This window comes from Pseudoalteromonas atlantica, from assembly GCF_043641955.1.
In the GTDB taxonomy this organism is placed as follows: Bacteria; Pseudomonadota; Gammaproteobacteria; order Enterobacterales; family Alteromonadaceae; genus Pseudoalteromonas; species Pseudoalteromonas atlantica_A.
Genome location: NZ_JBHZRV010000001.1, coordinates 667,668 through 681,635 on the forward strand (window position 1 = coordinate 667,668; position 13,968 = coordinate 681,635).

Sequence of the window (13,968 nt, forward strand, 5' to 3'; positions counted from 1 at the left end):
TTACGCACTTTCAAAACGACTTTGTAGGTAATTAAATACCGCACGAACACCCAGCGCCTCGCCGCCTGCAGGGCGGCCCGGTAATGAACGTAAGTTCCATGCCATTACATCAAAGTGAACCCAATCAGTTGTAGGCTCTACAAACTCTTTTAAGTAAAGCGCGGCTGTTATTGCTCCACCAAATGGGGTGCTTGAGCAGTTAGTCATATCAGCAACATCACTCTTTAAAAAGCTCTTGTATTGATGAAATAACGGAAGTTGCCAAACAGGGTCACTCACTCCCATGCCTGAGTCGATAATACCATTAGCTACATCGCGATTTGTTGAGAAAAAGCCTGGTAGCTCCGTTCCTAACGCTACACGACATGCGCCAGTGAGAGTTGCAAAATCGATCAGTAATTCCGGCTCATCATTTTGAGCTTCACTAAGTGCATCACATAACACTAAACGGCCTTCTGCATCTGTATTATCAATCTCAACCATAATGCCCTTACGGGTTTTAATCACGTCGCCTGGACGAAATGCATTACGCGACACGGCATTTTCTACAGCTGGTACAAGTACACGAAGTCGAATAGGTAAACCAGCGGCCATAATAAGCTGCGCTAGGCCAATAACATGGGCAGCGCCCCCCATGTCCTTTTTCATATTACGCATGCCAGAGCTTGGCTTTAAATCTAATCCACCCGAGTCAAAACACACTCCTTTACCTACAAGAGTAACTAGAGGTGCTTTTTTATCGCCCCACTTTAAATCAAGTAACCGAGGTTTATTTTCACTCGCACGGCCAACCATATGAATAGTAGGGTAGTTTTGCTCAAGCAGTTCATCACCAACCCATTCACTGAATTCGCCTTGATAAGTGGTAGCAAGATCAGCCATCACTTGCGATAAGTGCTGAGGCATCATATCCGCTGCAGGTGTATTTACTAAATCACGTACAAGGTTTATAGCACTCGCTTGTTGGTTTAAACGTGTAAACACATCTTTGTCTTCGATAGCCAACTGCGCTCTTACTGCACTGTTAGCTTTATATTCGCTAAACTCATAGCCCCCCAGCATAAAGCCAAGCGCAATTTGCTCTAATTTATCATCAAGCCCTTGAACCTTGTAAAGACCTTCTGGTAATTTTGTAGCCAGATCTCCCGCTAACCAAAAGTCATCAAGGTTATCCACTAAGCAATAAGCATGCGCCAACGAGCCTGATTGTTCATTTACAACCAAAGCTAAACCTTGCTTTTTAAAGTCGCAACTTTTTAACCAGTTTTGTAAAAAAATGGACTGCTGCGCTAACCAATCTGAAAGGTTGCTTTTAGTAACAAAAGATAAAGGAATTCCAGAAGAAGTATGACAAATTAATGCACTCATTGAATGACTCATTTAGTAAAAATTTATACCTAGCATACCAATAACCCCAAACAAAAGGTATAGGTTAAGCATCGACTTCCCTAAGTTGCGGCATTATTTTTTTACAGATTGATCACTTGAGCGGTTTTTATGTTCATCTTTTGCGATTTGCTGATCTATTTCTTTTAGCGGTTTATTGATATTAAAAGAACTTGGCAGCACATCAACACCTACCCACCGCCCTAATTTCACAACGAATGGAATCGTAATGGGTGCAAATGGTAAAACAGCAAATACTCCAAGTCCTAACCCCTTGAGAATATCCACAAATTGGCTATTGGCTTTCGTTAACTCATCTTTACTCACATCACCTTGAGTATAACGGCGATAAATCGAGAGCATTTCTTTGGTTTCGTGTTTTTCTTGCGCCAAAGCAATTTTCAACGCCACCATAGCGCGCTTAAAACGCAGCTGCTGACGCCTTTTACCTATTTTGACTACGCGAATAGGTGCTCGGTGAATTACTTTGTATAATTTCATGCTGGCATTTTCACATAGCCACGCGCGTTCACAAAGTAGAATTTACATTTGCTGTGATATACTTTGTTTACTTTAAATAATTAAAATCATATTTAATAAAATGAAACCGCACGAGCCTGTATCAAAACCCCAAGAAATAATAAGCAAACCACAAAGACCATCCCCAGATGAGTGTTGTGGTGGTGGCAGTTGTTGCCCATGTGTGTGGGATGAATATCGCGAAGCATTAAAGCAATGGCGAGATTCGACAAATAACGACGCCCAAATTTCTTAATATGGCAAATTATTCTCATGACTCACTGAATAAATTAAATTAATTATTTTTAAAATCAAGCCTTTTAGCTGCATTATTGAGCAACCCATATAATACTCATGGAAAAAATCGTTATTTATCATATGGGTTAGCCACATCCAAATTTCCTCTATAGAAAAATAAAAAAAACGTTTCTTTTTAACATCTTGCACAACTGGTTAACAATATGTATAAATAAATTACACCTATTTGATTTGTAGACTAATATTGGTGTGAAAATTATAATAATTCTAACTGGGGAAATTAGAATGAAATTGAAAAACAACATGTTGAATAAAGCTGTAAAGCTTGCCTTAACTACCACAACAGCCGGCTTATTTATGTCTGGTACTGTTATGGCTGAAGAGGCACAAACCACAGAAGTAAAAAAGAATGTAGAAAAGATTGCCGTTGTCGGCACACGCTCTGCGCCTCGTTCGATTGGTGATTCACCAGTACCTATTGATATTATTGGTGGAGAAGAATTAGGCAAATCAGGTAATACTGACATGCTAGAACTCCTTAAAGGGTCGGTGCCTTCTTTTAACGTTCACCAAAACCCTATCAGTGATGCAGCTTCTCTAGTTCGCCCAGCGAACTTACGTGGCCTTCCGTCTGACAGCACATTAGTTTTATTAAACGGTAAACGTCGTCACCGTGCATCAGTTATTGCCTTTTTAGGTGGTGGTATTAATGATGGCGCACAAGGTGCTGATATTTCAGTTATTCCAAGCATTGCTTTAAAGCAGGTTGAAGTACTGCGTGATGGTGCTGCGGCGCAATACGGCTCTGACGCTATTGCTGGCGTAATGAACTTTGTATTAAAAGATGCCTCAGAAGGCGGTAGTTTTGAAGTTCGTCAAGGTGAATACTATGAAGGCGACGGTGATACGACACAAATCTCTGGTAACGTCGGCTTGCCATTCACTGATAGTGGCTTTGCAAACTTAAGCTTCCAGTATAAAACAGCGGATGCAACAAGCCGCTCAGTACAACGCCCAGATGCTGCTGCACTTGCAGCTGCAGGTGTGCCAGATGTTTCTTCTTTAGCACAAGTTTGGGGCGCACCTAAAGTAGATGACGATATCTCTATTTTTGGTAACATTGGCCTTGAGTTAACCAATGATTCTGAATTCTATATGTTTGGTAATTACTCTGAGCGTGACGTGCGTGGTGGTTTCTATTATCGTAATCCAACAACACGCCCGGGCGTTTATGGCGGAAACATACGTGATGTAAATGGTGTTAATATGCGTCGCCCTGGTGATGATGATCCTCAAGGCCAAGAAGCATGGGATGCAGCAACCCCGACCGTATTAGTTGGTTCTCTCGATGGTTATGATGAACAACTTAATTGTCCTCTAGTTGAACTTCAAGCCAATGGTGCACCTGATCAAAATGCACTGGATTCATTAACAGCTGCAAATTGCTTTGCATTTAACGAGAAGATCCCTGGTGGTTTTACACCAAACTTTGGCGGTAATATTGTTGATACCTCTTTAACCATTGGTACAAAAGGTGAATTCACAGGCGGTTACCTAGAAGGCGCGTACTATGACCTAAGTGGTACTGTTGGCTTTAACGAATCACGCTACTTTATTTACGATACGGTTAATGCCTCTTTGGGTTTAGATAGTCCGCGTGATTTTAGTCCAGGTAAATATTCACAACTCGAGAAAAACTTTAATTTTGACTTATCAAAAGGGTTTGATTGGGGTTTAGCGTACGACGTGAACGTTGCAGGTGGTCTTGAATGGCATGAAGAAACCTTTACTGTAACCTCTGGCGATGTAGCCTCATTCACTGCAGGCCCATTTACGGATCAAGGCTTTGGTATTGGTTCAAATGGTTTCCCTGGCTTTAAACCATCAGATGCAGGCGAATACACCCGTCGTAACTACGCCGCGTATATGGACGTAGAGGCACCATTCACAGAAGAGTTTTTACTGGGGTTAGCACTACGTTTCGAAGACTATGACTCATTTGGCTCTACAACAAACTACAAGCTAACAGGTCAATATCACCTGACTGATGACTTAAATATTCGTGGTTCAATCAGTACTGGTTTCCGCGCACCTACGGTTGGTCAAGCCAATGTTAGTAACGTACAAACAAACTTAAGCAGTGGTGTATTAGTGGATTCTGCGCTTTTACCACCAACAAACCCAATTGCGGTTCAACTAGGCGGTACAGAGCTACAACCTGAAGAATCACAAAGTTATACCTTTGGTGCTGTTTACACTATAGGCGACTTATTCTTTACCGTTGACTACTACAACATTCAAGTGGAAGACCGTATCAGTCAATCTGAAAAAATAGAGTTAAGCCAAGCAGACAAAGACACATTAGAAGCAGCTGGTGTTCCAAATGTACAAAGCTTAGCGCAAGTAAGCTTCTTTACTAATGACTTTGATACAACCACTCAGGGTGTTGATTTAGTTGCGAACTATTCTGCCGATTTATTCGGTGGAAGCTCTACATTTAGCTTAGCGTACAACTGGAATGACACTGAAGTTACACGTTCAAGCCCAATTACTGGTGAATTTAAAGTAAGTCGACTTGAGAATGACTTACCTAATCATCGTTCAACACTTAGTTGGGCTCAGCAGTGGGAAAACTTTTCTGCATTCACTCGCCTAAATTACTATGGCGAGTACCAAGGTGTACATGTTGATTATGATGCAACGGCTAAAACAGCAGATGCTGCGATTACATTAGATGCAGAAGTCACTTACTTCTTAAATGATTCTATTAGTTTATCAGTGGGTGCACAAAACTTACTAGATCAAGATGCAGAGGAACTTGATTTTACCGTAGCGCCTAATAATAACTGGGGTGGTAAGTACTATGAAACATCGCCTTATGGGATTAACGGTGGTTTCTACTACGTAAAAGCGACGTACACTTTCTAATCTAAAGTTAAAACGTTAATTAACGTATCCGGCGAAATGCAGAAAGAGATTTCTTTCACATTTCGCCTTTTTCGTTTTATAGTGATTAAAAAAATTAATACATAAACGCATGCTACTTAAAAAAGCCAATGAACTTTTAGCACAAAACAAATTAAAAGATGCTGAATTTCATTATAAAACAATACTAAAAACCGACCCTCAAAACGGCAGCGCTTTATTTGGTTTAGGCCGAATAGCACTTCGTTTAGAACGTTTTGATGCCGCAGTTTATCTTTTGCAAAGAGCGTGTGAACGCTTACCAAATATGCTTGAGCCACTTCATGCACTTGCAGATGCTTTCAACGGTGTGAACTCTCCTAATGATGCGTTAACAGTATTAGAGTATGCAAAATCTTTGGCAAGCCATAACCCTGATCCACACTACTACCTTGCTCAGCATTACCTTACCCATGGTGAATTAGATAAAGCTCACACCACATTTGCCCAAGCTCTTAGTATCGGACTTTATCCTGTCACTGCCTATATTCTATATGAACTTGTGCAATTAGGTCGCTTTGATAAACAACACAACTACATCAGTAATTTGCACCACTTACTGACGCAAACAAATAATCTACGGCTAAAAATGGTGTGTTATTACGCCTTAGCTAAAAGTTATGACAAGCTTGATGATATCGACCAAGCTGCAAATTATTATAAGCTCGCTAATAACCTGCAGTTTCAATTGGCTGATTTTAAAACGCAGCAATTAAATGATTTTTATACCGCGTTGATTGAGCACCACCCTGCGTCAATCTTTGCTGATATAGATAAAAACTTTACCGGCTCAGTTACCCCAGTGTTTATTATTGGCATGCCGCGCAGTGGTTCAACGCTATTAGAGCAGGTTCTAGCCAGTCACAGTGAATGTGCGACCATTGGTGAAGATACGACAATCAGCCGAGATGTCGTGCCGTTTATAGAGCATAAAACTCAACTGTCATACCCAGCCTGTGTAATGGCATTAACACCTACAATAATAGAACAAGCCCGCGATATTTATACACAAAGGTTAAAGCAAGCTAAACCCATTCGCCAATTCATGATTAATAAATTGCCGGCTAATTACCAATCAATGGGGTTGATTAAACTACTTTACCCAAATGCAAAGTTTATTGATATGCAACGTAATTTTGAAGCAACAGCGTGGTCGGTTTACAGCAATTACTTTGCTGAAAATGAGCCCTATTTTTGCTCAATGCCTGAGTTCAAAACATATTATGGTTTGTATCAATCACTGATGGAGCATTGGCATCGTTCGTTTTCACATTCCATACTTACAGTACAATATGAAGAGTTTGTAAATGAGCCTGAAGCACAGCTCAAAACCGTGTTTGACTTTTTGGGCTGTGAGTTTGAACCCACCTGCTTAAACTTTTATAAGTCCAAAAAACCCGTTACAACGCTGAGTAAAGGCGCTGTGCGCGAGCCAATAAACACCAAAGCAATAGAGCACTACAAACGTTTTGATAGAGTGCTTAAAACTTTACTTAATGAGCCGCAAACCAATTGAGTAAGTCAGTAAACTGATCTTGTTTTGCATTTGGATGAGTCAGCATATTAATGTGATCATAATCTTGTTGATGTCCATGTTCACGGCCATAAATTTGCAGTGACTGCTTGCCTTTGCCCGATTCATCCATAAACTTTTGAATATCAATAGGCTGGGCCAAAGCTTTATCTTTTACACCCGCAATATGTAAGGTAGGGGGTAAGTGCATATTACTAACCACTTTTGCGTAATCAAAGCCGTCGTCAGAATCTACCCATGGTCGTCTTTTTGCCCACTGCATACTTTGATAGTGAGACTTTTGCGTTTCGTCATCACTACCCCACTTTAACTTTTTGGCTGGCAGGTAGCCGTATTTTTTAGCTAAAATAGGTGCTAAAAAGTACCAAATAACATTACCTTGAAAATACTTTTTGGGGTGATGATTATACAAAGAACGTTTAGTGCCAAAATACGCGCACGCTTTTACCTCATTTATATAATCAGGGAAACGTGCAAAAACACTATTCATTAATACCCCTCCCCATGAATGCGCAACCCAATAAGCAGGCGGTGCTCCCTCTAACTCTTTAATTTTAGCAATGTAAGCGGGAATATCTTCAGTTATAGCTTCTGTTTGTCCGTACTGAGACCTTGGTGAAATAGCTGGACGGCTCTCTCCCCTGCCTCGTAAGTCTGCAACATAGCAGACATACCCTTGCTCAGCTAAATAAGGTGCCAAGCCTTTATTACTGTGGGTATAAAATATTTTGCCGTTTTCAACTGCACCATGAACAAACAACACTGATGGGCCAGATTTAGTCGAATTATAAATGCGCCTTAAATGCAAAGTTTGCTGTTCGTCGAGCTGAATATATATAGATTCTTGGGTTACAGACATAGTCGCATACCGTGTTATTATTTTATCCTTTCATGCAACTCATCCTACCAGTATTTAAAAAATATAACACCGCTAATTTTACAGCACTTTTGCAATCAAAATGATAAACTACGCTCTTGTTCTCTCTGCAAATAGTACCCATGAAATCTGCGCCTAAAAAATCAAAACTTCATCCTCGTAATCGCCATAACAAAGGGTATGACTTTGCGCTGTTAACACACAATGAGCCTGCACTATCACCTTATTTAGTACAAACACCAACAGGTCAACAAAGTATCGACTTTAGTGACAACAAAGCAGTTAAAACCCTCAACCAAGCCTTATTAAAAAGCTATTATAATGTTGATTTTTGGGACCTGCCGGCGCATAACCTGTGCCCGCCAATCCCAGGGCGCGTTGACTATATACACTACCTCGCTGATTTACTTGCTGATGATAATAACGGTGTGATCCCAACAGGAAAACAAGTAAACGTTTTAGATATTGGTACTGGTGCCAGCTTAGTATACCCGCTCACTGGCAGCGCAGAGTATAATTGGGCATTCACAGGCACAGACATTGACCCCGTTTCAGTTAAACTTGCAAAGCAACTTGCACAATTTAATAACCGCAAAATCAGTATTAAATTACAAAAAGATCCTAAGCACATTTTTCAAGGTGTCATTAACGCTAAAGATTTATTTCATTTAACACTGTGCAATCCGCCTTTTCATGCCAGTGAGCAAGCAGCCGCACAAGGTAGCGAACGCAAATGGCGTAACCTTGGCAAAGCGCCTAAATCAACGCTTAATTTTGGTGGCCAAAATAACGAATTATGGTGCGAAGGTGGCGAGGTAAAATTTATATCAACCATGATCAACGAAAGTGCTGATTTTTCAGAGCAGTGCTTGTGGTTTACCTCTTTAGTATCAAAAAAAGAATCTCTAACAGCTTTGCAGGAAATATTAAGCAAACACCCAGTAGCCGACGTTAAAATAATCGACATGGCCCAAGGGCAAAAAGTAAGCCGTTTTATCGCGTGGTCTTACTTTGATAAAGCAACACGCGAAGAAATATGCCAAACGTTAAGCTAATAAGACAACTATAAGGAACTTAACAATGATCGACCTTCGTTCAGACACTGTGACTCAACCATGTGATGCAATGCGACAAGCCATGAACAATGCCCCGTTAGGTGATGATGTTTATGGCGATGATCCCAGTGTTAATGCTCTCGAAAAATACGCTGCGCAAAAACATGGCTTTGCCAGTGCATTATTTTGTAGCTCAGGTACTCAGGCTAACTTACTTGCGTTAATGGCGCATTGTGAACGTGGGGATGAATATATCTGTGGCCAACGTGCCCATAACTATAAGTTTGAAGGCGGTGGTGCAGCCGTACTTGGCTCGATTCAACCGCAGCCCATAGAAAACGAAGCAGATGGCAGTCTGTGCTTAAATAAAGTAAAAGCGGCGATTAAAGCCGATGACTTTCACTTTGCTAAAACCAAATTGGTCAGCCTTGAAAATACCATTGGTGGCCAAGTGCTTTCTCTTGAATACCTTAGTAAAGCGCGGGAGTTTGTTGATGCACATAATCTTGCGCTGCATTTAGATGGCGCCAGAGTCTATAATGCGGCGGCTAAACTGGGTGTTGATATTACACGTATAACAAACCACTTCGATTCAGTCTCAGTGTGTTTATCTAAAGGGCTTGGGGCACCTGTGGGCTCTTTGCTGCTTAGCAGTGAAGTACTTATTGCCAAAGCTCGCCGCTGGCGAAAAGTACTTGGTGGTGGTATGCGCCAAGCAGGAATGCTCGCAGCGGCCGGACAGTATGCACTTGAACACAATACTAAGCGCTTATCGGATGATCATGACAATGCACTGTATTTAGCTACGCAACTAAACACCCTTAGCGGCTTTAATGTAGAGCTTAATAGCGTAGAAACAAATATTGTCTACGTAAATGTCGATGCTAACATTGATTTGGCGGCTGTCAGTAAACGCTTAGCAACTCAAAATATACTGTTTTCACCCGGTGCACCGCTTCGACTAGTGACACATTTGGGTATCACTAAACAATCGGTCGATACGTTTGTACAGGCATTAGCGGCTGAGATTTAACGCTGCTTTGTAATGTTTGCGGCAAACCGAAACATAACGGTCATTGCCGCCAATTTCTACTTGATTACCATCAGCAATCGCTTGCCCATTTTCATCTGTACGCAGAACATGGTTTGCTTTTCGGCCACAATAACACACGGTTTTAAGTTCAATTAACTTATCAGCCCACGCGAGTAAATACTGTGACCCAATAAAGAGCTCGCCTCTAAAGTCATTACGCAAGCCATAGCACAACACAGGAATACCCAGCTCATCAACCACATCCGTTAATTGTAAAACCTGATCTTTTGATAAAAATTGACTCTCATCGACTAAAACACAGTGTCGTTTTTGTTCTGAATTAAGGCTTTTTATGAGTTCAAATACATCTTTATCTGCATCAAAAATATGTGCGTCGGCTTGCAAACCTATGCGAGATGACACTTTACCCACCCCGGCTCTATCATCAATTGCAGCGGTTAATATCACAGGCTCCATGCCTCTTTCACGATAATTAAATGCCGATTGGAGTAATGTGGTTGATTTACCCGCGTTCATTGCAGAGTAATAAAAATACAGCTGAGCCATCTATTTACCTTGAACTGATCACCATAAAAAAGAGCGAGTATGCTAGCGCATATTCACCCTTTCATCACCTTTTATATGTCATCTTGAACAAAAACAGTTATTAATCGGCTTTTTGAAATCTCGTTATTTATATCCCTTCATGTTTTAACAACCACTCTTTGCGCTCTAGCCCACCAGCATAACCTGTTAATTTACCGCTAGCACCAATAATACGATGGCATGGCACAATAATACTGATTGGGTTTTTACCATTGGCCGCCCCAACTGCACGAACAGCTTTAGGATTATTTAACGCATTTGCGATATCACTGTAGCTTTGGGTTTGACCAAAAGGCACTGTCATTAACGCCTGCCATACCGACTTCTGAAACGCAGTACCTTGCGTATCCAATGAGAGTGAAAAACTCTCTCGTTGCTTATTAAAATATTGCGCTAACTGTTTTGCACATTCAATAATATGCTGGTTAGTGACGTGCTCAATGCTTATTTGCGGGTGTTGCGTCGGTGGATAAAACCCAACGTAACTTACCCCTTCATCTGTTGCTTGGATAATAATAGAGTCAATCGGGCTTGATATACTCGTTTGAATTATATGCTTGGGCTTATTCATACTAATTGCTGCCATAATTGAAAGGTTAGATAACTTCGAAAAGGTGAGCAGCCATCACTGTCAAAATCGGCTGTTTTAGCTTGCACCTTTTTAATCCCTAAATCACCATCAAGTAAAATATCAGGCTGACTTTGACCACGCAATTTTGCATAGTTCACTGTCCAAGGCCCGATTCCTTTTAATGCCAGCCATTGCTCTAAATCATCACAATCTGGCTGCTGTAGGCAAAAATTGGCTAAGTTTCTTAAGGCATTTTTACGTGCCTGTGGCATCTTAAAAAAGTCTAACTCGCAGGCTGCTACAGCTTCAGGTGTCGGAAAGTACACTCGTCCATTATCAATCTGTCCTAAATGATTGACTAGTTTTTCAACTAAATTATGCGCGGCTGTTACACTCACTTGCTGGCCTAATACCGCTCTGATCCCAGCTTCAAATGTTGACCAAATCCCAGGTAAACGTAGCCCTTGTGTTAAAGGGAACGCAGCATGAATATGAGTACTTAAATGCCGCTCAATCAGCGTTGTGTCGGCATCTAAATCAAGTATTCGCCGTATATTAGTGACAATAGGGTGTAAATAGCGGGGTTCGTTGATATCAATAGCGACTAAAAAATGATGCTTATCCTCAACAAAAGTGACTGTAAATTGTCCTTGGCAATGGTTGTTACTAAAACTACGACCATAACTAGTATCAGTTAGCCACTCTATGGGGGCGATTAATCTTTTGGCAAGAAATTGCTTTAAAGCTTGCCAGTTATAAGGGGGGCGAAAAGGTAGCTTTAATTTTATGGTCGATTCGCTGGGTTTAACACTGGTCCGCATTTTACTTGGGCAAATATGTAACTGCTGCAAAAACGCATCGTTAAAACGTCGAATACTATTAAACCCCGATGCAAAAGCAATATCAGCAATAGGTAAACGGGTTTCTTGTAACAACCTTTTGGCAAAATGGCATTGATTAAATATACGATATTGCGTTATTGAAATACCAAAGTGTTGACTAAATAAACGCCGAAGGTATCGGCTGGTTACACCTAATCGCTCTGCTAATTGTTCACAGCTTTGCGGCTCGCTAAAGTTACTGTCAAGAAGCTGTTTCGCACGCAGTGCCGTGGTTTTTACGCCTTGCCATGCACTACTACCTGGCGCACTATCAGGGCGACAACGAATACACGGCCTAAAGCCTGCTTGAGCAGCACTGTGTGCATATTGATAATATTCGACATTGTGCTCTTTTGCGGTGGGAGCAGGGCAAATTGGCCTACAATATATACCTGTGCTTTTAACGGCAATAAAAAAGAGTCCGTCAAAGCGATGATCGCGACTTTGACGGGCATGTTGCCAATGACGAGTATCCATAAATTAATGCTCAACTAACTGCTACTGGCAACTAGATTACGCGAAAAAAAACAGTTTACTAGCCATTTTCGGCACTCAACGTTTAAATTGCGGCAAGGTAGCGACGCTGCACTTCGTCCCAATTAATAACATTATAAAACGCTGCAATGTATTCTGGACGACGGTTTTGATATTTTAAGTAGTAGGCGTGCTCCCACACATCTAATGCTAAAATAGGTGTATTACCCTGCATTAAAGGACTATCTTGGTTCAAGCTGCTTTGAACCACTAGCTCTTTATTTGCAGTAACACATAACCACGCCCAACCACTGCCAAAGCGGCTTACAGCTGCATTGGTAAATTGCGTTTTAAAACTATCAAAATCAGTAAACGCACTGTCAATTGCCTGAGCCAATTCGCCTTGCGGTTCGCCTCCCCCATCAGGGCTCATAATAGTCCAAAATAATGAATGGTTGTTATGACCACCAACATGCTCTTGCACCGCTTTTTGTAATGACTCTGGTAGTGTCGTTATTTTACGTAATAATGTTTCTGTGTCTTGCTGCGCGTAATGAGTCCCTTCAAGCGCTGCATTAGCTTTATTTATATAGGTTTGGTGATGCAATGTATGGTGTATTTCCATGGTTTTAGCGTCAATATGTGGTTCTAATGCATCGTACTCATAAGGTAGTGTAGGAAGTGTATATGCCATGATTACTCCTTTAAGGCTTAAGGTTAGTTGATCAATGCATGGTTGCAGTTTGATCAGATGAATAACTTAAAGTGTGATTTATTTGTTCAATCAAATGTGGGTGATGGCTATGCATCTGGGCAAATTGGACAAGTTCTAAATAGGTTTTATGGTGATGATGTAACACCACAGCTCGCACCGAATTACATGGATGCTCAATAAGGTGGATCAAAGTAAGGTGTACATTGCATAACCATTTACAAGCCTGTTCACATTGATTCATCGCACGGTAGGTATCTGCGAGGTTATGGGCTGCAACCACCAACGCCGGACAGCAATGTTCAATTGCACCGATAACCGACTGGCAAACTTTTGCTCGACTAAACTGGCTTAATAGATGGGCTGCAAGAGTGTGCGCTGTGGTGTATTTATCTCTTGCTTCAAGCAAAGCACCGCGTTCAAAGGCATAGTTGCCCGCCATTATATTGGATTGCCAAGGAGTCAGTGCTTGATCGACTTGTGGTAAGTCTAACTTGTCATTAAGTTGAGGGCGTGACATTAAATCACCTGCACAAAATTATATTGATGCGTTTAATTTACACAGCAACACAACTTAATGCAAATGATTTTTATTTATATTGTTATTTTAACTTTCAGCAAAGTCGATCAATTCTTGCCCTGTTAATCGATAGATAATCCACTCATCTTGCGGCTTTGCGTTAATGCTATTATAAAAATCAATCGCAGGTTTATTCCAATCTAATACTACCCATTCGAAACGACCACAGTCTTTACTAATTGCTTGGCGTGCTAGGTGCTTCATTATTAATTTGCCCGCTCCTTTACCTCTGCTATCGGGGCTCACATATAAATCTTCTAAGTACAGACCATTTTTACCAAGCCACGTAGAGTAGTTATAAAAATAAACAGCAAAACCAATTGGCGTATCGCCCTCTAAACAAATTATGCTATGTGCTGTGGCGCCATCACTGAACAAGGTGTTTAAAATTGCTTGCTCATCAGTTTTAACCGCATCGGGCTCTTTTTCATAAATGGCCAGCTCAGTAATAAAATGCAAAATAGTGGCCGCATCGCTAGGGGTAGCGTCTCTTAAAATAATATCTGTCATAAATTCTC

General features: G+C 41.0%; 14 protein-coding genes. 5 read left to right on the plus strand and 9 right to left on the minus strand.

From position 1 onward, the window contains the following. Together ACHUE3_RS02785 and ACHUE3_RS02790 are read right to left on the minus strand one after the other, a co-directional pair. Entirely contained in the window at window positions 1-1,368 is a 1,368-nt protein-coding gene (locus ACHUE3_RS02785) for a leucyl aminopeptidase family protein (protein WP_394189947.1), read from the minus strand. Between the two features lie 93 nt (window positions 1,369-1,461). Beyond that, window positions 1,462-1,887, minus strand: a complete 426-nt coding sequence (locus ACHUE3_RS02790) for a hypothetical protein (RefSeq protein ID WP_394189949.1) — start codon at window positions 1,885-1,887, stop codon at window positions 1,462-1,464. A gap of 100 nt (window positions 1,888-1,987) precedes the next feature. Between ACHUE3_RS02790 and ACHUE3_RS02795 the strand changes: the two genes are divergently transcribed. The 3 genes from ACHUE3_RS02795 (at window position 1,988) to ACHUE3_RS02805 (ending at window position 6,643) form a co-directional block, all read left to right on the plus strand. Further along, window positions 1,988-2,161 (plus strand): oxidoreductase-like domain-containing protein, encoded by a 174-nt coding sequence (locus tag ACHUE3_RS02795; RefSeq protein WP_394189951.1) that lies wholly within the window; start codon window positions 1,988-1,990, stop codon window positions 2,159-2,161. 287 nt (window positions 2,162-2,448) lie between these two features. Next, window positions 2,449-5,091: a TonB-dependent receptor plug domain-containing protein gene (locus tag ACHUE3_RS02800; protein ID WP_394189953.1), complete on the plus strand. Its 2,643-nt coding sequence runs from the start codon at window positions 2,449-2,451 to the stop codon at window positions 5,089-5,091. Window positions 5,092-5,200: 109 nt separating this feature from the next. Continuing rightward, entirely contained in the window at window positions 5,201-6,643 is a 1,443-nt protein-coding gene (locus ACHUE3_RS02805; protein WP_394189955.1) for a tetratricopeptide repeat-containing sulfotransferase family protein, read from the plus strand. Here ACHUE3_RS02805 and ACHUE3_RS02810 read toward each other — a convergent pair. Next, window positions 6,621-7,520, minus strand: coding sequence for an alpha/beta fold hydrolase (locus ACHUE3_RS02810; protein ID WP_394189957.1), 900 nt, complete (start codon window positions 7,518-7,520; stop codon window positions 6,621-6,623). The two genes, ACHUE3_RS02805 and ACHUE3_RS02810, sit on opposite strands and share 23 nt — an antisense overlap. A gap of 140 nt (window positions 7,521-7,660) precedes the next feature. Between ACHUE3_RS02810 and rlmF the strand changes: the two genes are divergently transcribed. Next, complete coding sequence (rlmF, locus tag ACHUE3_RS02815; protein WP_394189959.1) at window positions 7,661-8,593, plus strand: 23S rRNA (adenine(1618)-N(6))-methyltransferase RlmF; 933 nt, start codon at window positions 7,661-7,663, stop codon at window positions 8,591-8,593. 25 nt (window positions 8,594-8,618) lie between these two features. Continuing rightward, window positions 8,619-9,626 carry a low-specificity L-threonine aldolase gene (gene ltaE / locus ACHUE3_RS02820; RefSeq protein WP_394189961.1) on the plus strand — a complete coding sequence of 336 codons (1,008 nt, stop codon included), beginning with the start codon at window positions 8,619-8,621 and terminating at the stop codon, window positions 9,624-9,626. On the opposite strand, the gene ACHUE3_RS02825 is transcribed toward ltaE, so the two are convergent. The 6 genes from ACHUE3_RS02825 to ACHUE3_RS02850 form a co-directional block, all read right to left on the minus strand. Beyond that, entirely contained in the window at window positions 9,609-10,193 is a 585-nt protein-coding gene (locus ACHUE3_RS02825; protein WP_394189963.1) for a thymidine kinase, read from the minus strand. The genes ltaE and ACHUE3_RS02825 overlap by 18 nt on opposite strands. Before the next feature lie 127 nt (window positions 10,194-10,320). Then, window positions 10,321-10,803: a methylated-DNA--[protein]-cysteine S-methyltransferase gene (locus ACHUE3_RS02830; protein ID WP_394189965.1), complete on the minus strand. Its 483-nt coding sequence runs from the start codon at window positions 10,801-10,803 to the stop codon at window positions 10,321-10,323. Then, window positions 10,800-12,161 carry a DNA-3-methyladenine glycosylase 2 family protein gene (locus ACHUE3_RS02835; protein WP_394189967.1) on the minus strand — a complete coding sequence of 454 codons (1,362 nt, stop codon included), beginning with the start codon at window positions 12,159-12,161 and terminating at the stop codon, window positions 10,800-10,802. The genes ACHUE3_RS02830 and ACHUE3_RS02835 overlap by 4 nt, the downstream gene beginning before the upstream one ends. Before the next feature lie 82 nt (window positions 12,162-12,243). After that, window positions 12,244-12,852, minus strand: coding sequence for a superoxide dismutase (locus ACHUE3_RS02840; protein ID WP_394189969.1), 609 nt, complete (start codon window positions 12,850-12,852; stop codon window positions 12,244-12,246). Between the two features lie 31 nt (window positions 12,853-12,883). Further along, window positions 12,884-13,390, minus strand: a complete 507-nt coding sequence (locus ACHUE3_RS02845; protein ID WP_394189971.1) for a hypothetical protein — start codon at window positions 13,388-13,390, stop codon at window positions 12,884-12,886. Window positions 13,391-13,477: 87 nt separating this feature from the next. After that, on the minus strand, window positions 13,478-13,960 hold the full coding sequence (locus ACHUE3_RS02850; protein WP_394189973.1) for a GNAT family N-acetyltransferase: 483 nt from the start codon (window positions 13,958-13,960) through the stop codon (window positions 13,478-13,480). Window positions 13,961-13,968 lie beyond the last annotated feature (8 nt).

What these genes read in the sequence shown, in the direction of transcription:
- ACHUE3_RS02785 (WP_394189947.1), bottom strand. Translation starts at nt 1,368, where the DNA reads ATGAGTGCATTAATTTGTCATACTTCTTCTGGAATTCCTTTATCTTTT.
- ACHUE3_RS02790 (WP_394189949.1), bottom strand. Translation starts at nt 1,887, where the DNA reads ATGAAATTATACAAAGTAATTCACCGAGCACCTATTCGCGTAGTCAAA.
- ACHUE3_RS02795 (WP_394189951.1), top strand. Translation starts at nt 1,988, where the DNA reads ATGAAACCGCACGAGCCTGTATCAAAACCCCAAGAAATAATAAGCAAA.
- ACHUE3_RS02800 (WP_394189953.1), top strand. Translation starts at nt 2,449, where the DNA reads ATGAAATTGAAAAACAACATGTTGAATAAAGCTGTAAAGCTTGCCTTA.
- ACHUE3_RS02805 (WP_394189955.1), top strand. Translation starts at nt 5,201, where the DNA reads ATGCTACTTAAAAAAGCCAATGAACTTTTAGCACAAAACAAATTAAAA.
- ACHUE3_RS02810 (WP_394189957.1), bottom strand. Translation starts at nt 7,520, where the DNA reads ATGTCTGTAACCCAAGAATCTATATATATTCAGCTCGACGAACAGCAA.
- rlmF (WP_394189959.1), top strand. Translation starts at nt 7,661, where the DNA reads ATGAAATCTGCGCCTAAAAAATCAAAACTTCATCCTCGTAATCGCCAT.
- ltaE (WP_394189961.1), top strand. Translation starts at nt 8,619, where the DNA reads ATGATCGACCTTCGTTCAGACACTGTGACTCAACCATGTGATGCAATG.
- ACHUE3_RS02825 (WP_394189963.1), bottom strand. Translation starts at nt 10,193, where the DNA reads ATGGCTCAGCTGTATTTTTATTACTCTGCAATGAACGCGGGTAAATCA.
- ACHUE3_RS02830 (WP_394189965.1), bottom strand. Translation starts at nt 10,803, where the DNA reads ATGAATAAGCCCAAGCATATAATTCAAACGAGTATATCAAGCCCGATT.
- ACHUE3_RS02835 (WP_394189967.1), bottom strand. Translation starts at nt 12,161, where the DNA reads ATGGATACTCGTCATTGGCAACATGCCCGTCAAAGTCGCGATCATCGC.
- ACHUE3_RS02840 (WP_394189969.1), bottom strand. Translation starts at nt 12,852, where the DNA reads ATGGCATATACACTTCCTACACTACCTTATGAGTACGATGCATTAGAA.
- ACHUE3_RS02845 (WP_394189971.1), bottom strand. Translation starts at nt 13,390, where the DNA reads ATGTCACGCCCTCAACTTAATGACAAGTTAGACTTACCACAAGTCGAT.
- ACHUE3_RS02850 (WP_394189973.1), bottom strand. Translation starts at nt 13,960, where the DNA reads ATGACAGATATTATTTTAAGAGACGCTACCCCTAGCGATGCGGCCACT.